This window comes from Pseudomonas sp. GW821-FHT01E10 (assembly GCF_059422365.1).
In genome coordinates this window covers 94,013-115,661 of the sequence record NZ_JBWKWT010000010.1, presented here as the reverse complement: position 1 = coordinate 115,661, position 21,649 = coordinate 94,013, and the positions used below count along the sequence as shown (strand labels likewise).

Genomic DNA, 21,649 nt, shown 5'->3' with positions numbered 1-21,649 from the left:
GCATTTTGTCGGCACAAATTATGCCAAGTTATTGAATTTCGGCAGCCGACCATTGGGGAGCAAAAGTGATGGAAAACCGCACGCCAGACCGCTTGCCTTTCCATCGATTGGCTGTTTTTCCGGTGTTAATGGCTCAATTCGTCGTTTTGCTGATTGCCGCTTTGGCGCTCTGGCGATGGTATGGAGTCGTTGCCGGGTACTCAGGACTTTGCGGAGGCCTGATAGCCTTGCTTCCCAATATTTATTTCGCTCACAGGGCATTTCGGTTTTCCGGCGCCCGAGCAGCTCAAGCCATCGTCCGGTCTTTTTATGCCGGCGAGGCGGGCAAACTGATTTTGACGGCAGTGCTGTTTGCATTGACGTTTGCAGGTGTGAAGCCATTGGCGCCGTTAGCAGTATTCGGCGTCTTCGTGCTGACCCAACTGGTCAGCTGGTTCGCTCCCCTGCTTATGAGAACAAGACTTTCGAGACCTTAGGGCGTTTGAGGCAACCATGGCAGAAACAACCGCTTCGGGCTATATCCAGCACCACTTGCAGAACCTGACCTTCGGTCAGCTACCCAACGGCGGCTGGGGCTTTGCCCACTCCGCAGCAGAAGCCAAGGAAATGGGCTTCTGGGCTTTCCACGTCGATACCCTCGGCTGGTCGGTCGCGTTGGGTCTGATCTTCGTTCTTCTTTTCCGCATGGCGGCAAAGAAGGCGACTACAGGTGTACCTGGTGCTTTGCAGAACTTCGTTGAAGTATTGGTCGAATTCGTCGATGGCAGCGTGAAAGACAGCTTCCATGGCCGTAGTCCAGTGGTTGCACCGCTGGCACTGACCATCTTCGTCTGGGTCTTCCTGATGAACGCCATCGACCTGGTACCGGTTGACTGGATTCCTCAGCTGGCCATCCTGATCTCCGGCGACCACCACATCCCGTTCCGCGCCGTGTCGACCACCGACCCGAACGCTACCTTGGCCATGGCCTTCACGGTGTTTGCGCTGATCATTTTCTACAGCATCAAGATCAAGGGCCTCGGCGGCTTCATCGGCGAGCTGACCCTGCACCCGTTCGGTAGCAAGAACATCTTTGTTCAGGCGCTGCTGATTCCGGTGAACTTCCTGCTGGAATTCGTGACCCTGATCGCCAAGCCGATCTCCCTGGCTCTGCGTCTGTTCGGCAACATGTATGCCGGTGAGCTGGTGTTCATTCTGATCGCTGTGATGTTCGGCAGCGGTCTGCTCTGGCTGAGCGGCCTGGGCGTAGTTCTGCAGTGGGCGTGGGCTGTGTTCCACATCCTGATCATCACCCTGCAGGCATTTATCTTCATGATGCTGACCATCGTCTACCTGTCGATGGCGCACGAAGAAAACCATTAAGACCAGTCTCGACTGGTCTGATGTCCCACCCGGTCAAACGGGTGGGTGCCCTAAACGGGCTATGAAACGATTTGTTTTACCGCTTTAAAATCTAAAAAACCTAAACCATACGACGTAAAAGTCGGGAGGAAAGATGGAAACTGTAGTTGGTCTAACCGCTATCGCTGTTGCACTGTTGATCGGCCTGGGCGCACTGGGTACCGCAATTGGTTTCGGCCTGCTGGGCGGCAAGTTCCTGGAAGGCGCAGCGCGTCAGCCAGAAATGGTTCCAATGCTGCAAGTTAAAATGTTCATCGTTGCCGGTCTGCTCGACGCCGTAACCATGATCGGTGTTGGTATCGCTCTGTTCTTCACCTTTGCGAACCCGTTCGTTGGTCAAATCGCTGGCTAATTACTCGGATCTTCCGGGTAATTTGGTGTGATGGACAACGTAACTGCGAGGTGTTGGCGTGAACATTAATGCGACCCTGATTGGCCAGTCCGTTGCGTTCCTGATTTTTGTACTGTTCTGCATGAAGTTCGTATGGCCTCCGGTCATCACGGCTCTGCACGAACGTCAAAAGAAGATCGCTGATGGTCTGGACGCTGCCAGCCGAGCAGCTCGCGACCTGGAGTTGGCCCAAGAGAAAGCGGGTCAGCAACTGCGCGAAGCGAAAGCTCAGGCAGCTGAAATCATCGAGCAAGCCAAGAAACGCGGTACCCAGATTGTCGACGAAGCCCGTGAACAGGCTCGCGTCGAAGCTGACCGTGTGAAGGCTCAGGCTCAGGCCGAGATCGAACAGGAACTGAACAGCGTCAAAGACGCGCTGCGCGCCCAAGTGGGTAGCCTGGCCGTTGGCGGTGCTTCGAAGATCCTGGGCAAAGCAATCGATCAAAACGCGCACGCAGAGCTGGTTAACCAACTGGCTGCTGAAATCTAAGCGAGGGCGATCATGGCAGAACTGACCACGTTGGCCCGACCTTACGCTAAGGCGGCCTTCGAGCACGCTCAGGCCCACCAGCAACTGGCCAATTGGTCAGCCATGCTCGGCCTGGCAGCAGCGGTGTCGCAAGACGACACCATGCAGCGCGTGCTCAAGGCCCCGCGACTGACGAGCGCAGAAAAGGCCGCCACGTTCATTGACGTGTGCGGCGACAAGTTTGATGCCAAGGCACAGAACTTCATTCACGTCGTTGCCGAAAACGACCGTCTCCCGCTTCTGCCGGAGATCGCCGCTCTGTTTGACCTGTACAAGGCCGAACAAGAGAAATCGGTAGACGTTGAAGTGACCAGTGCTTTTGCATTGAACCAAGAACAGCAAGACAAACTCGCCAAGGTTCTCAGTGCACGACTCAACCGGGAAGTGCGCCTGCAAGTCGAGGAAGACTCATCCCTTATTGGTGGTGTTGTCATCCGCGCCGGCGACCTGGTTATCGATGGCTCGATTCGCGGCAAAATCGCGAAACTTGCCGAAGCATTGAAATCTTGAGTTTGAAGGGGCAGCAGAGCAATGCAGCAACTCAATCCTTCCGAAATAAGTGAAATTATCAAGGGCCGCATCGACAAGCTCGATGTGACCTCCCAAGCCCGTAACGAAGGCACTGTCGTCAGCGTATCTGACGGTATCGTGCGGATTCACGGTCTGGCCGACGTTATGTACGGCGAGATGATCGAGTTTCCGGGCGGCGTCTTCGGTATGGCTCTCAACCTGGAGCAAGACTCTGTAGGTGCCGTTGTATTGGGCGCATACCAGACTCTGGCTGAAGGCATGAGCGCCAAGTGCACCGGCCGCATCCTCGAAGTTCCGGTTGGTAAGGAACTGCTGGGTCGCGTAGTCGACGCACTGGGTAACCCAGTTGACGGCAAAGGTCCGCTGAACAACACCGAGACCGACGCGGTCGAGAAAGTTGCTCCAGGCGTGATCTGGCGTAAGTCGGTAGACCAGCCTGTACAGACTGGCTACAAGGCTGTCGATGCGATGATCCCTGTCGGCCGTGGCCAGCGTGAGCTGATCATCGGTGACCGTCAGATCGGTAAAACCGCTCTGGCGATCGACGCGATCATCAACCAGAAAGACAGCGGCATTTTCTGCGTCTACGTAGCTATCGGTCAGAAGCAATCGACCATCGCCAACGTAGTTCGCAAGCTGGAAGAAAACGGTGCACTGGCTAACACCATCATCGTTGCAGCGAGCGCTTCGGAATCTGCAGCACTGCAATTCCTGGCACCGTACTCCGGTTGCACCATGGGCGAATACTTCCGCGATCGCGGTGAAGACGCGCTGATCGTTTATGACGATCTGTCCAAGCAAGCAGTGGCTTACCGCCAGATTTCCCTGCTGCTGCGCCGTCCACCAGGCCGTGAAGCTTACCCAGGCGACGTGTTCTATCTCCACTCCCGTCTGCTGGAGCGCGCATCCCGCGTTTCGGAAGAATACGTAGAGAAGTTCACCAACGGCGCAGTGACCGGCAAAACCGGTTCCCTGACCGCACTGCCGATCATCGAAACCCAGGCTGGCGACGTTTCCGCGTTCGTTCCGACCAACGTGATTTCCATCACCGACGGTCAGATCTTCCTGGAATCGGCCATGTTCAACTCGGGCATCCGTCCTGCAGTGAACGCCGGTGTTTCGGTATCCCGTGTGGGTGGTGCCGCTCAGACCAAGATCATCAAGAAGCTGTCCGGTGGTATCCGTACCGCTCTGGCTCAGTACCGTGAACTGGCGGCATTCGCCCAGTTCGCTTCTGACCTGGACGAAGCGACCCGTAAGCAACTTGAGCATGGTCAGCGCGTTACCGAGCTGATGAAGCAGAAGCAATACGCGCCAATGTCGATCGCCGACATGTCGCTGTCGCTGTATGCCGCTGAGCGTGGGTTCCTGACCGACGTTGAAATCGCCAAGATCGGCAGCTTCGAGCAAGCGCTGATTGCTTACTTCAACCGCGATCACGCCGACTTGATGGCGAAGATCAACGTGAAGGGTGACTTCAATGACGAAATCGATGGCGGCCTGAAAGCCGGTATCGAGAAGTTCAAGGCCACCCAAACCTGGTAAGCCGCAGCGGGAGCCTAGCGGCTCCCGCTTGCTAACCTGATAGGTGTTACATGGCAGGCGCAAAAGAGATTCGCAGTAAGATTGCGAGCATCAAAAGCACGCAAAAGATTACCAGCGCCATGGAAAAAGTGGCGGTCAGCAAAATGCGCAAGGCACAAATGCGCATGGCTGCTAGCCGTCCTTATGCGGAGCGCATCCGCCAGGTTATTGGCCATCTGGCCAACGCTAACCCGGAATATCGCCACCCGTTCATGATCGACCGTGAAGTAAAGCGCGTTGGTTATGTCGTAGTGAGCAGTGACCGTGGTCTGTGTGGTGGCTTGAACACCAACCTGTTCAAGGCTTTGGTCAAGGACATGGCGGTAAACCGCGAAAACGGCGTCGAGATCGATCTGTGTGTCGTTGGTAGCAAGGGTGCGGCTTTCTTCCGCAACTTCGGCGGTAACGTCGTTGCAGCTATCAGCCACTTGGGTGAAGAGCCGTCGATCAATGATCTGATCGGCAGCGTCAAGGTGATGCTGGATGCCTACCTGGATGGCCGTATTGACCGCCTGTCCGTGGTGTCCAACAAGTTCATCAACACCATGACACAACAGCCTACCGTGGAGCAGTTGATTCCACTGGTGGCAACCCCGGATCAAGAACTCAAGCACCACTGGGATTATCTGTACGAACCGGACGCCAAAGAGCTGCTTGACGGCTTGATGGTCCGTTACGTGGAGTCGCAGGTCTACCAGGCGGTGGTCGAGAACAACGCGGCTGAACAAGCTGCGCGGATGATCGCGATGAAGAACGCTACCGACAACGCCGGTGATTTGATCAGCGATTTGCAGCTGGTCTACAACAAGGCGCGTCAGGCTGCGATCACCCAAGAGATCTCGGAAATCGTCGGCGGCGCTGCCGCGGTTTAACGGTTCAAATATTCAGAGGATCCAGCTATGAGTAGCGGACGTATCGTTCAAATCATCGGCGCCGTTATCGACGTGGAATTCCCACGCGACAGCGTACCGAGCATCTACGACGCCTTGAAAGTTCAAGGCGCCGAAACCACTCTGGAAGTTCAGCAGCAGCTGGGCGACGGCGTGGTTCGTACCATTGCGATGGGCTCCACCGAAGGCTTGAAGCGCGGTCTGGACGTCAACAACACTGGCGCAGCCATCTCCGTACCGGTCGGTAAAGCGACCCTGGGCCGGATCATGGACGTACTGGGCAACCCGATCGACGAAGCTGGTCCGATCGGCGAAGAAGAGCGTTGGGGCATTCACCGTCCTGCGCCAACCTTCGCTGAACAAGCGGGCGGCAACGAGCTGCTGGAAACAGGCATCAAGGTTATCGACCTGGTTTGCCCGTTCGCCAAGGGCGGTAAAGTCGGTCTGTTCGGTGGTGCCGGTGTAGGCAAGACCGTAAACATGATGGAACTGATCCGTAACATCGCCATCGAGCACAGCGGTTATTCCGTGTTCGCCGGTGTGGGTGAGCGTACTCGTGAGGGTAACGACTTCTACCACGAGATGAAGGACTCCAACGTTCTGGACAAAGTGGCACTGGTTTACGGTCAGATGAACGAGCCGCCGGGAAACCGTCTGCGCGTAGCACTGACTGGCCTGACCATGGCCGAGAAGTTCCGTGACGAAGGTAACGACGTTCTGCTGTTCGTCGACAACATCTATCGTTACACCCTGGCCGGTACTGAAGTATCCGCACTGCTGGGCCGTATGCCTTCGGCAGTAGGTTACCAGCCGACCCTGGCTGAAGAGATGGGCGTGCTGCAAGAGCGCATCACTTCGACCAAGCAAGGTTCGATTACTTCGATCCAGGCGGTATACGTACCAGCGGACGACTTGACCGACCCGTCGCCAGCGACCACCTTCGCCCACTTGGACGCCACTGTCGTACTGTCCCGTGACATCGCTTCCCTGGGTATCTACCCTGCGGTAGACCCACTGGACTCGACTTCGCGTCAGCTGGACCCGAACGTGATCGGCAACGACCACTACGAAACCGCTCGCGGTGTTCAGTACGTGCTGCAGCGTTACAAAGAACTGAAGGACATCATTGCGATCCTGGGTATGGACGAGCTGTCGGAAGCCGACAAGCAGTTGGTAAACCGTGCTCGTAAGATCCAGCGTTTCTTGTCGCAGCCGTTCTTCGTGGCTGAAGTCTTCACCGGTGCTTCGGGTAAATACGTTTCCCTGAAAGACACCATTGCTGGCTTCAAAGGCATCCTCAACGGTGACTACGACCACCTGCCAGAACAAGCGTTCTACATGGTCGGCGGCATCGAAGAAGCGATCGAGAAAGCCAAGAAACTGTAATCCCGGCGCCCGGCAACGGGCGCTAATTTAGGTTGAGGCAATCAGATGGCTATGACAGTCCATTGCGATATCGTCAGCGCGGAAGGGGAAATCTTTTCCGGCCTGGTCGAGATGGTGGTTGCGCACGGTGCACTGGGTGATCTTGGTATCGCCCTGGGTCACGCGCCGCTGATCACCAATCTCAAGCCGGGCCCGATCCGCCTGATCAAGCAGGGCGGGGAAGAGGAGGTGTATTACATCTCCGGTGGTTTCCTCGAGGTTCAGCCGAACATGGTCAAGGTTCTCGCCGACACCGTGCAACGCGCTGCCGACCTGGACGAAGCCGCAGCTTTGGAAGCCGTTAAGGCTGCCGAGAAAGCCTTGCATGAGCGAGGCGCGGAATTCGATTACGGTTCTGCTGCCGCACGTCTGGCCGAGGCTGCAGCTCAGCTGCGCACCGTCCAGCAGATCCGCAAGAAGTTCGGCCACTAATCGGCCATCGACTTGTTGCGCGATTGATTAAAAAGGGTAGCCTCGGCTACCCTTTTTTCTTTTTCGATATTCATCACCTGGTCGCAGTTGCTGACCACCCAGGATTGGTAGCCAGTCATGTCCCTTGAAATCGTTATCCTCGCTGCCGGCCAAGGCACTCGCATGCGTTCGGCCTTGCCGAAAGTCCTGCATCCGATTGCCGGTAATTCAATGCTCGGCCATGTTATCCACAGCGCCCGGCAACTTGATCCACAGCGCATCCACGTGGTGATCGGCCATGGTGCCGAAGCGGTGCGCGAGCGTCTGGCCGCCGATGACCTGAATTTCGTCCTGCAGGACCAACAGCTGGGTACCGGTCATGCGGTGGCCCAGGCTGTGCCGTTCATCGAGTCCGATACCGTGCTGATTCTCTACGGTGACGTGCCGTTGATCGAAGTCGAAACCCTGCAACGTCTGCTCAAGCAGGCTGCACCGCAGCAATTGGGTCTGCTGACTGTCGAGTTGGATGACCCGACTGGCTACGGCCGTATTGTCCGTGATGCCGCCGGCAAAGTGACTGCCATCGTTGAGCAGAAAGATGCCAACGCGGTTGAGCGTGCGATCACCGAAGGCAATACCGGCATTTTGGCGGTGCCTTCCCAGCGTTTGGGCGATTGGCTGGGCCGCCTCTCCAACAACAATGCCCAGGGCGAGTACTACCTGACCGACGTGATTGCCATGGCGGTCAGTGATGGTCTGGTGGTGGCCACAGAACAACCCCATGACGCCATGGAAGTGCAGGGCGCCAACGATCGCAAACAACTGGCCGAACTGGAGCGTCATTATCAGCTGCGCGCCGCTCGTCGTTTGATGGCTCAAGGCGTAACCCTGCGCGACCCGACACGTTTCGATGTGCGCGGTGAGGTTACCGTTGGTCGCGATATCCTGATCGACATCAACGTGATTCTCGAGGGCAAAGTGGTCATCGAGGACGACGTGGTGATCGGCCCGAACTGCGTGATCAAGGACAGCACCCTGCGCAAAGGCGTGGTGATCAAGGCCAACAGTCATATCGAAGGCGCGATTCTCGGCGAAGGCAGCGATGCCGGCCCGTTTGCTCGTTTGCGTCCTGGCACAGTGCTGGAGGCCCGCGCACATGTGGGTAACTTTGTTGAACTGAAGAACGCTCACATGGGCGAAGGTGCCAAGGCCGGTCACTTGACGTATCTGGGCGATGCCGAGATCGGTGCGCGCACCAACATTGGCGCCGGCACCATCACCTGCAACTACGACGGTGCCAACAAGTGGAAAACCGTGCTGGGTGAAGATGTGTTCATCGGCTCCAACAACTCGTTGGTGGCGCCTGTGGATATCTCCTCCGGTGCGACCACGGCGGCCGGTTCGACCATTACCCAGAATGTGGATAACGCTCAATTGGCCGTTGGCCGGGCTCGACAGAAGAACATCGACGGCTGGAAGCGGCCTGAGAAGATCAAGAAGAGTTAAGTTATCCACAGATCAAAAGATCGCAGCCTTCGGCAGCTCCTACAGGGAATTCGTGTTCACTCTGTAGGAGCTGCCGGAGGCTGCGATCTTTTTTTGAGTTATCCACACATCTTTTTTTCTGAAGCTGGCTTGACGAAGTTTCGCCGATAGGTTTTGATTGCTTACGTTATCTTTCGAATCGAAACTTACCAAGTCATGTCAAAGCGCAACACGCCCCAACGCCGCCACAATATCCTCGCCTTGCTCAATGAGCAGGGCGAAGTCAGTGTGGACGAGTTGGCCAAACGCTTCGAAACCTCGGAAGTTACGATTCGCAAGGATCTGGCCGCGCTTGAAAGCAACGGTCTGTTGCTGCGTCGTTATGGCGGCGCGGTCACCATGCCGCAGGAGCTGGTCGCCGATATCGGCCAACCGGTTTCGAAATACAAGCAGGCCATTGCCCGCGCCGCCGTCACGCGGATTCGCGAGCATGCGCGCATTATCATCGACAGCGGCAGTACCACCGCCGCGATGATCCCGGAACTCGGCCAGCAACCGGGCCTGGTGGTGATGACCAACTCCCTGCATGTCGCCAACGCGTTGACTGAACTCGAGCACGAACCGGTGCTGTTGATGACCGGTGGTACCTGGGATCCGCATTCCGAATCCTTCCAGGGGCAGGTGGCAGAGCAGGTACTACGCTCATATGACTTCGATCAGTTATTTATTGGCGCCGATGGCATCGATCTGGTGCGCGGGACCACCACCTTCAATGAATTGCTGGGACTGAGCCGTGTCATGGCCGAGGTCGCCCGCGAAGTGATCGTGATGGTCGAGGCCGACAAGATCGGCCGCAAGATCCCCAATCTGGAGCTGCCTTGGAGCAGTGTCCATACCCTTATTACCGATGATCGCCTGCCGCTTGAGGCCCGCGATCAGATTCAGGCCCGCGGCATCAATGTGATTTGCGCCGCTGTCAGTCAGGAGAAATAGCATGTGTGGAATTGTTGGTGCAGTCGCAGAACGGAACATTACCGCCATCCTGCTCGAAGGCCTCAAGCGTCTGGAATACCGTGGTTATGACAGCGCCGGTGTGGCGGTGTACACCAACGATGAAAAGCTCTTGCGCCTGCGTCGGCCGGGCAAGGTCAGTGAACTGGAACAGGCGCTGATCGAAGAGCCTCTGGTCGGCCGTCTGGGCATTGCCCACACCCGCTGGGCGACTCACGGTGCACCGTGCGAACGCAACGCTCACCCGCATTTTTCGGGCGATCTGGCGGTGGTGCACAACGGCATCATCGAGAACCACGAAGCCCTGCGCAAGCAGCTCAAGGCCCTGGGCCACGTGTTCACCTCGGACACGGACACTGAAGTCATCGCTCATCTGCTCAACGAAAAACTCAAAGAGCAGCCCGACCTGACCGCGGCCCTGAAAGCGACCGTCAAAGAACTGCACGGCGCCTACGGTCTGGCAGTGATCAGCGCTCGGCAACCGGATCGCTTGGTAGCAGCCCGCAGCGGCAGCCCATTGGTAATCGGTCTGGGCCTGGGTGAAAACTTTCTTGCCTCCGACCAGTTGGCCCTGCGCCAGGTCACTGACCGCTTCATGTACCTGGAAGAAGGCGATATCGCCGAAATTCGCCGCGACAGCGTGCAGATCTGGGACATCAACGGCGTGCTCGTCGAGCGTGAAAGCATTCAGTACCGTGACGGTGCCGAAGCCGCTGACAAAGGCGAGTTCCGGCATTACATGCTCAAGGAAATTCACGAGCAACCGGCCGTGGTGCAACGCACGCTTGAAGGTCGCCTGAGTCAGAATCAGGTGCTGGTCCAGGCGTTTGGTTCACAAGCGGCCGAGTTGTTCGCCAAGGTGCGTAATGTACAGATCGTCGCCTGCGGCACCAGCTATCACGCCGGCATGGTTGCCCGTTACTGGCTCGAAGAACTGGCCGGCATCCCGTGCCAGGTCGAAGTCGCCAGCGAATTCCGCTATCGCAAAGTAGTGGTGCAGCCCGATACCCTGTTCGTGAGCATCTCCCAGTCAGGCGAAACCGCCGATACGTTAGCCGCGCTGCGCAATGCCAAGGAACTGGGCTTCCTTTCCAGCCTGGCAATCTGCAACGTCGGCATCAGCTCCCTGGTGCGTGAATCGGACCTGACGCTGCTGACCCAGGCCGGTCGCGAAATTGGCGTGGCCTCGACCAAAGCCTTCACCACTCAATTGGTGGGCCTGCTCTTGCTGACCCTGGCCCTGGGTCAGGTGCGCGGCACATTGGCCGCAGGCGTCGAAGCCACACTGGTGGAAGAACTGCGTCGCCTGCCGACCCGTCTGGGCGAAGCCCTGGCCATGGACAGCACTGTGGAAAAAATCGCCGAGTTGTTCGCCGAGAAGAACCACACCCTGTTCCTCGGTCGCGGTGCGCAATTCCCGGTGGCTATGGAAGGGGCGCTCAAGCTCAAGGAAATCTCCTACATCCACGCCGAAGCCTACCCGGCGGGCGAGCTGAAACATGGCCCGCTGGCGCTTGTGGATAACGACATGCCAGTGGTCACGGTGGCACCGAACAACGAGTTGCTGGAGAAGTTGAAGTCCAACCTCCAGGAAGTCCGCGCCCGCGGCGGTGAACTGATCGTCTTCGCCGACGAACAGGCCGGCATGACCAACGGTGAAGGCACTCATGTTGTGCACATGCCGCATATCCACGACATCCTGTCGCCGATCCTCTACACGATTCCGTTGCAGTTGTTGTCGTACTACGTGGCAGTGTTGAAAGGCACTGACGTTGACCAGCCACGAAATCTGGCGAAGTCGGTGACGGTGGAATAAGTTATCCACAGGTGATCGAACCAATAAAAATCGCAGCCCACGGTTGCGATTTTTTTTACCTGAACGAAGGACATACCCGATGGACCGATTCCAGGAAATGCAGGTCTTCGCCGCTGTCGCCCAGGACCAGGGTTTCTCGGCGGCGGCGCGGCGCTTGGGGATGTCAGCAGCCAGCGTCACCCGGGCAGTGGCGGCGCTTGAGCAGCGCATTGGCACTCAGTTGCTGACGCGCACCACCCGTAGCGTGCATTTGAGCGAGGCGGGCCAGCGTTATCTGGAGGACTGTCGGAGAATTCTCGCCGAGGTGCAGGAAGCCGAGGATTCGGCCGCCGGGAGCCATGCCCAGCCCCGTGGGCAACTGACGATCACCGCGCCGGTATTGTTCGGCGATTTGTTCGTCACGCCGCTCATGGTCGGTTACCTGACTCAATTTCCTGAAGTCAGCATCAACGCTGTACTGGTCGACCGGGTGGTGAGCATGGTCGAGGAGGGCATCGATGTGGCCGTGCGTATCGGTGAATTGCCTGACAGCAATCAGCACGCAATTCGAGTGGGCGAAGTGCGGCGAGTGATCTGCGCTTCCCCTGGATTCCTGACTGACCATGGTCGGCCTCGGCATCCGGCAGACTTGAGCCGCGCCCCGATCATCGCCACCCTCCATCGGGCAGCCCAGAAGCTGGCCGTTCCTTGAGGCGGGAGAGCCGATCAGTGTTCGTCCGGAGCCACGTCTTGTGGTCTCTGCCAATCAAGCGGCGATCACTGCCGCCGCCATGGGCCTGGGATTGACCCGAGTCCTGTCGTATCAAGTGGCGAGCAAGATCGCCACCGGTGAGCTGGAAATCGTCCTGGCTGACTTCGAACTGCCGCCATTGCCCATTCATGTGGTCTACCAGGGTGGGCGCAAGGCCCCGACGCGGGTTCGCAGTTTTGTGGACTTTGCGGTGAAGGGGCTGCGCGAACACCCGGCCCTGCACGGCTGAAGGGTTATTGCACTGGATGAAATAATGGATTGCGTTTGCTGGTTATTCTGTTGCTTTGGTTGTGGATGGAAGATAGCGCTCCATCGGCGCTGATCCTTCCTGAGCGGCGCCACCACCCAGCGGAGTCGACCATGCAAGCCATCAAACTCTACAACTTCCCCCGTTCCGGCCATGCTCACCGTGTAGAGCTGATGCTGTCGTTGTTGCAACTGCCGACCGAGCTGATCTTCGTCGATCTGGCCAAGGGCGCACACAAACAAGCGGATTTTCTTGCGCTCAACCCGTTTGGTCAGGTTCCGGTGATTGAGGATCAAGGCATGGTGCTGGCCGACTCCAACGCGATCCTGGTCTACCTTGCGCAAAAATATGGCAACGGTCGCTGGCTGCCCACCGATCCGGTCGGTGCAGCCAAGGTTCAGCGCTGGTTGTCGGTCGCCGCCGGGCCGATTGCCTTTGGCCCCGGCAGGGCAAGGCTGATCACTGTATTTGGTGCGCCTTACAACGCTGAAGAGGTGATTGCCTATTCTCACACTTGGCTCAAAGTGATCGATCAGGAACTGGGCGCAACGGCCTATCTGGCCGGTAGCGAGCCGACCATCGCCGACATCGCCGCCTACAGCTACATCGCCCATGCTCCGGAAGGCAATGTGTCGCTGGACGACTACGCCAACATCCGGGCCTGGCTGGCGCGCGTTGAAGCCTTGCCAGGGTTTGTCGGCATGCCGCGCACCATCGCCGGTTTGCAAAAAACTGCCTGATGTTCACGGCCCTATTCAGTCGGGCCGTTCTTATTGCGCAATGAGCGCAGGGGAGAAGCCGTTATGGAACGTTCACCTTGGCATGCAGGCGAGAAACAGTTGCAAGCCCACGTGGGTGTCGCGGAGCGAATGGACGCATTGGGTCGTAGGGTGATTCGCGGCGAGATGCCGGACCAGCACCGCACGTTCTATCAGCAACTGCCGTTCATGCTGTACGGCGCGGTGGATGCCGACGGCAACCCTTGGGCGAGCATTCTTGAAGGGGCGCCGGGCTTTGCGAAGTCCCCCGAGCCCGGGCTGTTGCAGATCGGCAGCCTGCCCGGTCGCGACGATCCTGCACAACTGCAAGACGGGGCGGCGATCGGTCTGCTCGGTATCGAGCTGCACACCCGGCGTCGCAACCGTCTCAATGGTCGAGTCGGCGCTGTAACGGCGAGCGGCTTCGAGGTGACGGTGGAGCAATCCTTCGGCAATTGCCCGCAATACATTCAATTGCGCCAGTTTCGCTCGGTGCCATTGGCGGATCCGGAGACCCGTATCGCGCAGCATCTCAATGAGCTGGATGACGCGGCCAAAGCCATGATTGCCAGCGCCGATACCTTCTTTGTCGCCAGCTATGTGGACGTCGATGGCCAACGCTCGGTGGACGTTTCTCATCGGGGCGGCCAGGCCGGTTTCGTCCAAATAGAGGGCAATCGCCTGACCATCCCGGACTTCGCCGGCAACCTGTTCTTCAATACCTTGGGCAACCTGCTGATCAACCCTCGGGCCGGTTTGCTGTTCATCGATTTCGATTCGGGCGATTTGCTGCACCTCAGCGGTCGCACGCAAGTCATCCTTGAAGGCCCGCAGATCGAAGCCTTTCAAGGGGCTGAGCGGCTGTGGACATTCGAGGTGGAGCACGCGGTGCGTCGGTCCGCGGCACTGGCCTTGCGCTGGCGCTTTGACGGCGTGTCGCCCACCAGTCTGCTGACCGGCACCTGGACGCAGGCGAATGCACGCCTGCAAGCCCAGGCGCTGGGGAATCGCTGGCGGCCGCTGCGAGTGACGCGCATCGAGCGGGAGAGCCACAACATCCGTTCAATCTATCTGGAGCCTGCCGATGGCGCCGGGTTGCCGGTGTTTCAAGCCGGGCAACATTTGCCCTTGCGGTTCAACATCGCAGGCGATGTGCACATCCGCACGTACAGCTTGTCGAGCGCGCCATCCGATGACTTTTTCCGCATCAGCGTGAAGCGTGAAGGCCTGGTGTCCTCGCACCTGCATGAGCAGATTCGTGTCGGCGATGTGCTTGAAGCCCGCTCGCCTCAAGGGCATTTCACCGTGGCGCCGAATGAGCGTCGGCCGCTGGTGCTATTGGCTGCCGGCGTGGGGATCACGCCGCTGCTGTCGATGCTGCGGGAGGTGGTTTATCAAGGCCTGCGCACGCGGCGCATCCGTCCTGTGTGGTTCTTCCAGAGCTCGCGGACCTTGGCCGATCAACCGTTTCGCCCTGAGCTGGATCGCCTGCTCGACGGCCTCGGTGATGAGGTGCGGGTGCTGCGTTTGCTCAGTCAGCCGGAGGCCGATGCCCGTGAGGGTGAAGATTACGACCTGACAGGGCGCATCGACGCCGACTTGCTCAAGACCACTCTTGAGGTGGAGGACTACGACCAAGTGGATTTTGTCCTGTGCGGTCCGGGAAGTTTTACCCAGGGGCTGTACGACAGCCTGCGGGATCTGGATGTCCCTGATTCAAGGATTCATGCCGAAACCTTTGGCCCGTCGACGCTGCGTCGCAAGCCGGACCCGGACGCGGTGGTCATCGAGCAATTGCCGGCCGCTACCGTTTCGGTGCCCGTCGTGTTCCAGCGCTCTGCCAAAGAAGCGCGTTGGCAGCCGGACGGCGGCAGTTTGCTGGAGTTGGCGGAGAGCCGTGGCTTGCGCCCGGAATTCAGTTGCCGCGGCGGTTCCTGCGGGACCTGCAAAACCCGGTTGATCAGCGGAGAGGTGAATTATCCACAGCCTCCGGCGGAGGCTCCCGATGCGGGTGAGGTGCTGATTTGTTGTGCGGTGCCGGCGCAGGGTTCGCAGCCGTTGGTGTTGGATCTGTAACTGAACCAGACAACACAGAAAATCCCTCTGTGGGAGCGGGCAGTCAGGTGCTGGATACGGTGGTGGCAAAAAGTCAGGTGATCGTTGCCCGCAAGCCAACGGCTGAGTAGGGTAGCGAGCAGAGCGACAAAGGGCCTTTGAGAGGCCCTTTTTGTATTTCAGGGATAAGGTTTCTCATGGTTTTTTTCGCACGCTTGATCGTTTTGCTGGCAGCGTTGTTGCTCAACGGTTGCGAGCAATCGGACGCGCCGCCGCTCGATCAGCAACTCTATGTCTGGCAACGGCTATGGACGCCAGCCCATGACGCCGCGCTGCGCGACAGCCACACCGATTTCTCGACCTTGCGCGTGCTGGCCTTGCAGGCATTTCCACAGTCTGGCTGGAGCCGGGCGCGGATCGATCCGGCGCTGCTCAAGCGTGATGGCCGACCGCTGATTGCGGTGGTTCGTCTGGATGGCCAGCTCAATGGGCTGGACCGGGACGAGGTCACGGCGCAGATCCAGCAGGTGCTCAGCGATTGGCAAGGGCAGGGGTTGACCCTCTCCGGCGTGGAAATTGACCACGATGCGGGCAACGCCCGGTTACCGGCCTACCGCGAATTCCTCACCCATTTGCGTGGCGTTCTGCCGGCGTCCTTGCCACTGAGCATCACCGCGTTGCCGGCCTGGCTCGACAGTTCTGAATTGCCGGCGTTGCTGGCAACGGTCGACAGCAGCGTGTTGCAGGTGCACGCGGTGAGCGATCCACGGCGTGGGCTGTTCGACCCGGATCAGACACGGCAGTGGGCCAGGGCCTGGAGTCGCAACACATCGAAACCGTTTTATCTGGCGCTGCCGGCTTATGGCGTGGCGCTGTTGCCGGGGGCCGGGGGCGCGCCGGTCGTGGAAAGCGAAGTGCCCATCGAGCGAGGTGGCGAACGTCGGGAGTTGCTGGCGGACCCGCAGCAACTGAGCAAGCTCGGCGCCGAGTTGCGCGCCGATCCACCGGCCCATCTGGCCGGGCTGATCTGGTTTCGCCTGCCCCTGGCCAATGATCGCAGGGCCTGGAGCCTGACGACGCTGGGCGCTGTGGCGCGCGGCGATACGCTCGACAGTCATGTAGGGCTGAAACTCTCGGCGCAGGACGGCCTCTACGACATCAGCCTCAGCAACCAAGGCAACCTCGACAGTGCCTGGCCCGAACGCCTGACGCTGGCGGTGCAGGGCTGCGAGGGCGCCGATGCGCTGGCCGGTTATGCGTTGCAACAGCGCCCGGATCTGCTTACCTTCACCCGCCTGCGTGACGGTCGAATCCCGGCCGGCGGGCAGCGCGCCATCGGTTGGGCTCGCTGCGCACACATTGATCAAGGAGGTTCGAATGTTTACCCGTAACTGGCCCCGCCATGTGCTTTGCCTGAGCCTCAGCCTGCCATTGGGTTCGGCGCTGGCCTGCGGGCCGGACTTCCCCATGCGCCTGCTGGACAACCGTGGCCAGTCGCTGGCGGAACTGCCGGAAAGCAACTTCAACCTTGAGATCAGCCGCCTCGGGCATGCCATCGCGGGACTGAAAAATGTCACCGCCGCCACCAACATTCCGGGGGACGGTTACGGCGATGCGCCTGATTACACCCATCAGCGCGATACCGCCGAACAGGCCGGTCTGACGCCTGAACAACAAGCTTTGGTGAAACAACTGCGCAACCTGACCGATGCCCGTCAGGTTGAAGAGCAAGGCGCGAATCTGCCGGCCGAGCACAGACTCTATCTGGCTGGCGCCGTGGCGTTCAACGCCGGTGACCATGGCCTGGCCGCCGACTACTTCCAGAAAGTGCTGGCGCTGCCGGAGGAACAACGCCCGTTGCGTAGCACCTGGGCGGCGTACTCGTTGGGCCGGGCGCTGTTTGCCATGAGTTCAGAAGCAGGCGCGACCCCTGACCTGTTGGCTCAGTCCCGCAAGGCCTTCGAGCAGACCCGTCAACTGAGCATCGACGGCTTCAGCGACCCATTGGAACTGGGTGTCGCCAGCCTCGGCGAAGAAGCACGAGTGGCCCGCACCGCGGGTGATTGGGACAACGCCATCCAACTCTACGCCACGCAGAACCTTCACGGCTCGGCGGTGGGCTACACCTCGCTGAAGCTGTTGATGGCCGATCTGGCGGCGATGCCCGACGAGCAACTGGCCGGGTTGCTCAAGGGCAAAGCGGTGCAGCAACTGGTGACGGCGTCGTTGATCAGTCGGCTGGGCTGGTCATTCGGTGATCAACCGCCGAACGAACAGAAACTGATCAAACTGCTGCAAAGCAGCACCCGTGGCAGTCTGGATAATGCCGATCGCCTGGCGGCGATGAATTATCAACAGGGCGATTACGCCAGCGCCAAAGCCTTCCTCGAACAGGCTGGTGACGGTGGCCTTGCGTGGTGGTTGCGGGCGAAGCTGGCGGTGCGTGATGGCGACAAAAACGCCGCCGCAGCGGCCTATGCCAAAGCCGCCCAGGCCTTCCCGCAGAACGAATCCTGGGGCGAGCGGCGGACGCCCGACTGGGATTACGAAACGCTCCAGCCCAAATGCCGGGTCGAGGGTGAAAGCGCGATCCTGGCCCTGCAACGCGGGGATTACCTGCAGGCCTTCGATCAGCTCTATCGCAGCCAGGGCATCTACTGGTTCGACGCGGCCACCGTGGCCGAGCGGGTGCTGACCCTCGATGAACTCAAGCAGTACGTCGACACCCAGGTGCCGGCACCGCCACCGCTCAGCCAGCAGGATCGCGACAATTATGTGCCGTTGCCGGTGGCTGCGAGCCTGCGCAATCTGCTCGGGCGGCGTTTATTGCGTGAAGAGCGTTACGATGAGGCTCCGGCTTACTTTGACAACGCGGATTTGCAGGCCAAGGCCAAATGGTATGGGCAATTGCGCAAGGAGGCCGAGTCCAAATGGTGGCCGACCTCCAAGGCATTCGCTTACTACTACGCCGCGACGCTGGCTCGCTACAATGGGATGGAGCTGTTGGGCTACGAGATGTCCCCGGATTACGTGACCTTCGGTGGCAATTACAGCCTGGAAGCTCCGGAGCTCAAGGTCGGACCGCTGATGACCGAGGGCGAAGTGCAGCGTCAGCAAGCTACGGTGGCGCAACCTGATGAGCGTTTCCATTACCGTTATGTCGCCACGGCTCTGGCGAGTAAGGCCGCCGATCATCTGCCCCACAGCAGTCAGGCGTTTGCTTCGGTGCTATGCAAGGCCTCAGGGTGGGGCACCAACCTGCAAGAGCAAAGCGCGTTCTATCGTCGTTATGTCGAGGAGGGGCCCTATGTGGTCTGGGCCGGTGATTTCGGTCATCAATGCCAGGAGCCGGACTTCCAGAACGCCGACAAGCGCTATGTGACCCAGGTCACCGACGCTATGCGGTCCACGCTGCGACCCTACAAAAAACCATTGCAGATCGGCGCCGTGTTGGCCGTTACGGCAGCGGCGCTGTTGTTGATCAGTCGCCGCCGTCGGAAAGCGCGATAACGCTCAAGCTTGTTGAACAAAGGTCAGCCGCACAGCAAAACCAATCAACAGGCTGCCAAACAACCACTGCTGTACCCGCTGGGCCGATGGACTGCGTTGCAGCCAACGGCCCAACGCAGCGCCGACCAGCGCGTAGGCGCTGTCGAACAGCAAGCCGACGCCGACCAGCATCATGCCCAGGGTCGCAAATTGCGCGAGCACCGGTCCGGCTTGAGGGTTGATGAACTGCGGCAGCAGCACCGAGCAAAACAGCAGCGCCTTGGGGTTGAGCAGGTTAGTCAGCAAACCGCGCTGGATCGCCTCCGGCCACCGTGGTTTAGCAGTCGTTGCGTCTGCACCGTTCAAGCTCGGCAGCATCGTGGTGCGCAGGCACTGAATGCCGATCCAGAGCAGGTACGCGGCGCCGGCCAGGCGCACCACGTCGAAGGTCCAGGGCGCAGTCCTGAACAGCGTCGCCAAACCCAATGCCGCCAATGCCACATGACAACCGCGCGCCACGCCCAGCCCCAATGCCGTGGCCAGCGCCGCGCCTTTGCCCTGACGAGCGCCGGTCTGCAACAGCAGAATCATGTCCGGGCCCGGCAACAGGTACACCACTGTCAATGCCATGAAAAACAGCCAGAGTTCTGTCATGTCGCCCCCATTCGTTGTCGATTTGGTGGGGTCAGTCTACGGCCGAGGGGCAGGGCAGGTGGTTGCGTAGTCGGCTTCTAAAGCTTCGATATTTGGCATAACCTGCCAGTTTGTGATGATCGAACCATCAGGATCTACCAAAACATGAAACTGGACGCCTACGACCGCAAAATCCTCACGGCGCTGCAACGGGACGGACGCCTGAGCAACGTACAACTGGCCGATGAGATCGGCTTGTCGGCCTCGCCCTGTTTGCGCCGGGTCCGGATGCTGGAAGAGGCCGGTGTGATTCGTGGCTATCAGGCCAACCTTGATCGAGATGAAGTGGGCCTTGGGCTGACGGTGTTTGTCGGGGTCAAAGTCGAACGGCATAACGATGAACAAGCCGAAGCGTTTCGCCTGGCCGTGACGGCATTGCCTGAGGTGATTTCGGCGTTTCTGGTGTCCGGGGAATCGGATTTTCTGCTGCAAGTGGTGGTACCGGACTTGCGCGCCTATGACCGTTTCCTCACCGGGCGATTGCTGAAATTGCCGGGCGTGAGCGATATCCGCAGCAATTTTGCAATTCACACGGTGAAGACGCCGGGAGCGTTGCCGTTGGGGCATTTGCCTGACTGAAAAAGCGAAAAGATCGCAGTCTTTGGCCGCGATCTTTTGATCGTTCTAAATCTGCGTCGCCATCCCTTCCACATTCATCGCCGCCTGGCGCAAGGCCTCGGAGCGGGTAGGGTGCGGATGGCAGGTCAGGGCGATGTCTTCGGCCGAGGCGCTGAACTCCATGGCCACGCAATATTCGCCAATCATTTCGCTGACGCTCGGGCCCACAAGGTGCACACCGAGAACTTCGTCGGTGCGCTCATCGGCCAGTACCTTGGCGAAGCCTTCGGTTTCGTGGTTGATCTTCGCCCGGCTGTTGGCGGTGAAGGGGAATTTGCCGACCTTGTAGGCGCGACCTTCGGCCTTCAACTGTTCTTCGGTCTTGCCGACGCTGGCCAGCTCCGGTTTGGTGTAGATCACGCTGGGGATCAGGTCGTAATTGACCTCGCCAGCCTTGCCGACGATCTGCTCGATGCAGGCCATGGCTTCGTCTTCGGCCTTGTGGGCGAGCATCGGCCCTGAGGTGACGTCACCGATCACCCAGACGCCCGCGGCTTCGGTGCGGTGGCCCTTGTTGGCGAGCATGCCGCGTTTGTCGGTGGCGAGGCCGACGTTCTCCAGGCCCAGGCCTTGGGTGTAAGGACGACGACCAATAGCCACCAACACGTAGTCGGCTTCCAGCAGCTCGGCGGTGCCACCTGCGGCCGGTTCGACACTGAGTTGAACACCGCTCGCCGAGGAGGTGGCGCTGGTGACTTTCGAACTCAACTTGAAGCGGATGCCTTGCTTGCTCAATGAGCGCTGAAGGGTTTTACCGGCTTCAGCATCCACACCCGGGCAGATCCGGTCGAGAAATTCGACGACCGTCACCTGAGCACCCAGGCGCCGCCATACCGAACCCAGTTCCAGACCGATCACTCCAGCGCCGATCACCACCAGGTGCTTCGGTACTTCAGCCAGCGACAGCGCGCCCGTGGAGTCGAGGATGCGTTGGTTGTCGATGTCCACGCCTGGCAGGGGAGTGGGTTCGGAACCGGTGGCGATGATGATGTCTTTGGCGCTCAGCCGGGTCTTGCCACCCTGATCGTCGGTCACCGTGACGCTGCCCGGCCCGTCGATGTGGCCCCATCCCTTGATCCAGTCGACCTTGTTTTTGCGAAACAGAAACTCGACGCCCTTGGTCAGGCCTGTGACGCTTTCATCCTTCTGTTTCATCATCTGAGCCAGGTTGAGCACAGGTTTGACCTCGATCCCGAGGTTGGCGAATTCCGCCCCCATGGCCGCGTCGTAGAGCTCAGAGGCATGCAGCAATGCCTTGGACGGCATGCAACCGACGTTCAGGCAGGTCCCGCCGAGGGTGGCGCGGCCTTCCACGCATGCCGCTTTCAAGCCCAACTGCCCGGCGCGGATCGCTGCGTTGTAACCGCCGGGGCCGGCGCCCAGAATCACGACGTCATAGGTGCTCATGGTGCAACTCCTGGATTGAGAGGGGCGGGATCGATAAAAAGTAGTCTTCAATAAAAATTACGAACGTAATATGTGCGTTTCTCACCATTTCGGTCAAGGCTTCAGCTTGGCGACAGGTTCAGCGTTTTTAGATAGAACGATTCAGGACGAAAATTTC

19 protein-coding genes and 1 pseudogene are annotated in these 21,649 nt (G+C 59.3%); 18 read left to right on the top strand and 2 right to left on the bottom strand.

All coding sequences use genetic code 11. The annotated features are described in order from the left end of the window. The first annotated feature begins 68 nt into the window (after window positions 1-68). The 17 genes and pseudogenes from AC07V0_RS18630 (at window position 69) to AC07V0_RS18550 (ending at window position 18,795) form a co-directional block, all read left to right on the top strand. Complete coding sequence (locus tag AC07V0_RS18630; RefSeq protein WP_064621181.1) at window positions 69-476, top strand: F0F1 ATP synthase subunit I; 408 nt, start codon at window positions 69-71, stop codon at window positions 474-476. Window positions 477-492: 16 nt separating this feature from the next. Next, entirely contained in the window at window positions 493-1,362 is an 870-nt protein-coding gene (gene atpB / locus AC07V0_RS18625; RefSeq protein WP_007934337.1) for a F0F1 ATP synthase subunit A, read from the top strand. A 133-nt stretch (window positions 1,363-1,495) separates the two neighbouring features. Further along, on the top strand, window positions 1,496-1,753 hold the full coding sequence (gene atpE, locus AC07V0_RS18620) for a F0F1 ATP synthase subunit C (protein WP_003097235.1): 258 nt from the start codon (window positions 1,496-1,498) through the stop codon (window positions 1,751-1,753). A gap of 58 nt (window positions 1,754-1,811) precedes the next feature. Next, the gene (locus tag AC07V0_RS18615) at window positions 1,812-2,282 is read left to right on the top strand and encodes a F0F1 ATP synthase subunit B (RefSeq protein WP_007969903.1); all 471 of its coding nucleotides are present in this window, start codon (window positions 1,812-1,814) and stop codon (window positions 2,280-2,282) included. Window positions 2,283-2,294: 12 nt separating this feature from the next. Next, window positions 2,295-2,831 (top strand): F0F1 ATP synthase subunit delta, encoded by a 537-nt coding sequence (locus AC07V0_RS18610; RefSeq protein WP_064621179.1) that lies wholly within the window; start codon window positions 2,295-2,297, stop codon window positions 2,829-2,831. Between the two features lie 21 nt (window positions 2,832-2,852). Continuing rightward, on the top strand, window positions 2,853-4,397 hold the full coding sequence (gene atpA / locus AC07V0_RS18605) for a F0F1 ATP synthase subunit alpha (protein ID WP_007969905.1): 1,545 nt from the start codon (window positions 2,853-2,855) through the stop codon (window positions 4,395-4,397). A 50-nt stretch (window positions 4,398-4,447) separates the two neighbouring features. Further along, window positions 4,448-5,308, top strand: coding sequence for a F0F1 ATP synthase subunit gamma (atpG, locus tag AC07V0_RS18600; protein WP_007934344.1), 861 nt, complete (start codon window positions 4,448-4,450; stop codon window positions 5,306-5,308). Window positions 5,309-5,335: 27 nt separating this feature from the next. Continuing rightward, window positions 5,336-6,712, top strand: coding sequence for a F0F1 ATP synthase subunit beta (atpD, locus tag AC07V0_RS18595; RefSeq protein WP_007969907.1), 1,377 nt, complete (start codon window positions 5,336-5,338; stop codon window positions 6,710-6,712). 45 nt (window positions 6,713-6,757) lie between these two features. After that, entirely contained in the window at window positions 6,758-7,183 is a 426-nt protein-coding gene (locus AC07V0_RS18590) for a F0F1 ATP synthase subunit epsilon (RefSeq protein WP_007934346.1), read from the top strand. Window positions 7,184-7,300: 117 nt separating this feature from the next. Beyond that, entirely contained in the window at window positions 7,301-8,668 is a 1,368-nt protein-coding gene (gene glmU / locus AC07V0_RS18585) for a bifunctional UDP-N-acetylglucosamine diphosphorylase/glucosamine-1-phosphate N-acetyltransferase GlmU (protein WP_019580347.1), read from the top strand. Window positions 8,669-8,863: 195 nt separating this feature from the next. Continuing rightward, the gene (locus AC07V0_RS18580) at window positions 8,864-9,640 is read left to right on the top strand and encodes a DeoR/GlpR family DNA-binding transcription regulator (RefSeq protein WP_007934349.1); all 777 of its coding nucleotides are present in this window, start codon (window positions 8,864-8,866) and stop codon (window positions 9,638-9,640) included. A 1-nt stretch (window position 9,641) separates the two neighbouring features. Next, a complete protein-coding gene (gene glmS, locus AC07V0_RS18575) occupies window positions 9,642-11,474 on the top strand; it encodes a glutamine--fructose-6-phosphate transaminase (isomerizing) (RefSeq protein ID WP_086945240.1) in 1,833 nt (610 codons plus the stop codon). Window positions 11,475-11,553: 79 nt separating this feature from the next. Further along, window positions 11,554-12,454, top strand: a pseudogene (locus tag AC07V0_RS18570) (LysR family transcriptional regulator). Window positions 12,455-12,585: 131 nt separating this feature from the next. Then, window positions 12,586-13,212: a glutathione S-transferase family protein gene (locus AC07V0_RS18565; RefSeq protein ID WP_018927332.1), complete on the top strand. Its 627-nt coding sequence runs from the start codon at window positions 12,586-12,588 to the stop codon at window positions 13,210-13,212. A gap of 63 nt (window positions 13,213-13,275) precedes the next feature. Beyond that, window positions 13,276-15,306 (top strand): 2Fe-2S iron-sulfur cluster-binding protein, encoded by a 2,031-nt coding sequence (locus AC07V0_RS18560; RefSeq protein ID WP_086945239.1) that lies wholly within the window; start codon window positions 13,276-13,278, stop codon window positions 15,304-15,306. Between the two features lie 176 nt (window positions 15,307-15,482). Beyond that, entirely contained in the window at window positions 15,483-16,676 is a 1,194-nt protein-coding gene (locus AC07V0_RS18555; protein WP_086945238.1) for a DUF3142 domain-containing protein, read from the top strand. Further along, the gene (locus AC07V0_RS18550; protein ID WP_086945237.1) at window positions 16,663-18,795 is read left to right on the top strand and encodes a hypothetical protein; all 2,133 of its coding nucleotides are present in this window, start codon (window positions 16,663-16,665) and stop codon (window positions 18,793-18,795) included. The genes AC07V0_RS18555 and AC07V0_RS18550 overlap by 14 nt, the downstream gene beginning before the upstream one ends. Window positions 18,796-18,798: 3 nt before the next feature. On the opposite strand, the gene AC07V0_RS18545 is transcribed toward AC07V0_RS18550, so the two are convergent. Then, window positions 18,799-19,428 carry a LysE family translocator gene (locus tag AC07V0_RS18545; protein WP_019651261.1) on the bottom strand — a complete coding sequence of 210 codons (630 nt, stop codon included), beginning with the start codon at window positions 19,426-19,428 and terminating at the stop codon, window positions 18,799-18,801. Window positions 19,429-19,572: 144 nt separating this feature from the next. Between AC07V0_RS18545 and AC07V0_RS18540 the strand changes: the two genes are divergently transcribed. Then, window positions 19,573-20,046: an Lrp/AsnC family transcriptional regulator gene (locus tag AC07V0_RS18540; protein WP_019580354.1), complete on the top strand. Its 474-nt coding sequence runs from the start codon at window positions 19,573-19,575 to the stop codon at window positions 20,044-20,046. 45 nt (window positions 20,047-20,091) lie between these two features. Here the strand turns inward: AC07V0_RS18540 and lpdA are convergent, their stop codons facing one another. Further along, entirely contained in the window at window positions 20,092-21,492 is a 1,401-nt protein-coding gene (gene lpdA, locus AC07V0_RS18535) for a dihydrolipoyl dehydrogenase (protein ID WP_086945236.1), read from the bottom strand. Between the last annotated feature and the right edge of the window lie 157 nt (window positions 21,493-21,649).

What these genes read in the sequence shown, in the direction of transcription:
- AC07V0_RS18550 (WP_086945237.1), top strand. Translation starts at nt 16,663, where the DNA reads ATGTTTACCCGTAACTGGCCCCGCCATGTGCTTTGCCTGAGCCTCAGC.
- atpG (WP_007934344.1), top strand. Translation starts at nt 4,448, where the DNA reads ATGGCAGGCGCAAAAGAGATTCGCAGTAAGATTGCGAGCATCAAAAGC.
- AC07V0_RS18540 (WP_019580354.1), top strand. Translation starts at nt 19,573, where the DNA reads ATGAAACTGGACGCCTACGACCGCAAAATCCTCACGGCGCTGCAACGG.
- glmU (WP_019580347.1), top strand. Translation starts at nt 7,301, where the DNA reads ATGTCCCTTGAAATCGTTATCCTCGCTGCCGGCCAAGGCACTCGCATG.
- AC07V0_RS18560 (WP_086945239.1), top strand. Translation starts at nt 13,276, where the DNA reads ATGGAACGTTCACCTTGGCATGCAGGCGAGAAACAGTTGCAAGCCCAC.
- AC07V0_RS18565 (WP_018927332.1), top strand. Translation starts at nt 12,586, where the DNA reads ATGCAAGCCATCAAACTCTACAACTTCCCCCGTTCCGGCCATGCTCAC.
- lpdA (WP_086945236.1), bottom strand. Translation starts at nt 21,492, where the DNA reads ATGAGCACCTATGACGTCGTGATTCTGGGCGCCGGCCCCGGCGGTTAC.
- AC07V0_RS18545 (WP_019651261.1), bottom strand. Translation starts at nt 19,428, where the DNA reads ATGACAGAACTCTGGCTGTTTTTCATGGCATTGACAGTGGTGTACCTG.
- AC07V0_RS18630 (WP_064621181.1), top strand. Translation starts at nt 69, where the DNA reads ATGGAAAACCGCACGCCAGACCGCTTGCCTTTCCATCGATTGGCTGTT.
- AC07V0_RS18580 (WP_007934349.1), top strand. Translation starts at nt 8,864, where the DNA reads ATGTCAAAGCGCAACACGCCCCAACGCCGCCACAATATCCTCGCCTTG.
- atpE (WP_003097235.1), top strand. Translation starts at nt 1,496, where the DNA reads ATGGAAACTGTAGTTGGTCTAACCGCTATCGCTGTTGCACTGTTGATC.
- glmS (WP_086945240.1), top strand. Translation starts at nt 9,642, where the DNA reads ATGTGTGGAATTGTTGGTGCAGTCGCAGAACGGAACATTACCGCCATC.
- AC07V0_RS18610 (WP_064621179.1), top strand. Translation starts at nt 2,295, where the DNA reads ATGGCAGAACTGACCACGTTGGCCCGACCTTACGCTAAGGCGGCCTTC.
- atpD (WP_007969907.1), top strand. Translation starts at nt 5,336, where the DNA reads ATGAGTAGCGGACGTATCGTTCAAATCATCGGCGCCGTTATCGACGTG.
- atpA (WP_007969905.1), top strand. Translation starts at nt 2,853, where the DNA reads ATGCAGCAACTCAATCCTTCCGAAATAAGTGAAATTATCAAGGGCCGC.
- AC07V0_RS18555 (WP_086945238.1), top strand. Translation starts at nt 15,483, where the DNA reads ATGGTTTTTTTCGCACGCTTGATCGTTTTGCTGGCAGCGTTGTTGCTC.
- AC07V0_RS18590 (WP_007934346.1), top strand. Translation starts at nt 6,758, where the DNA reads ATGGCTATGACAGTCCATTGCGATATCGTCAGCGCGGAAGGGGAAATC.
- atpB (WP_007934337.1), top strand. Translation starts at nt 493, where the DNA reads ATGGCAGAAACAACCGCTTCGGGCTATATCCAGCACCACTTGCAGAAC.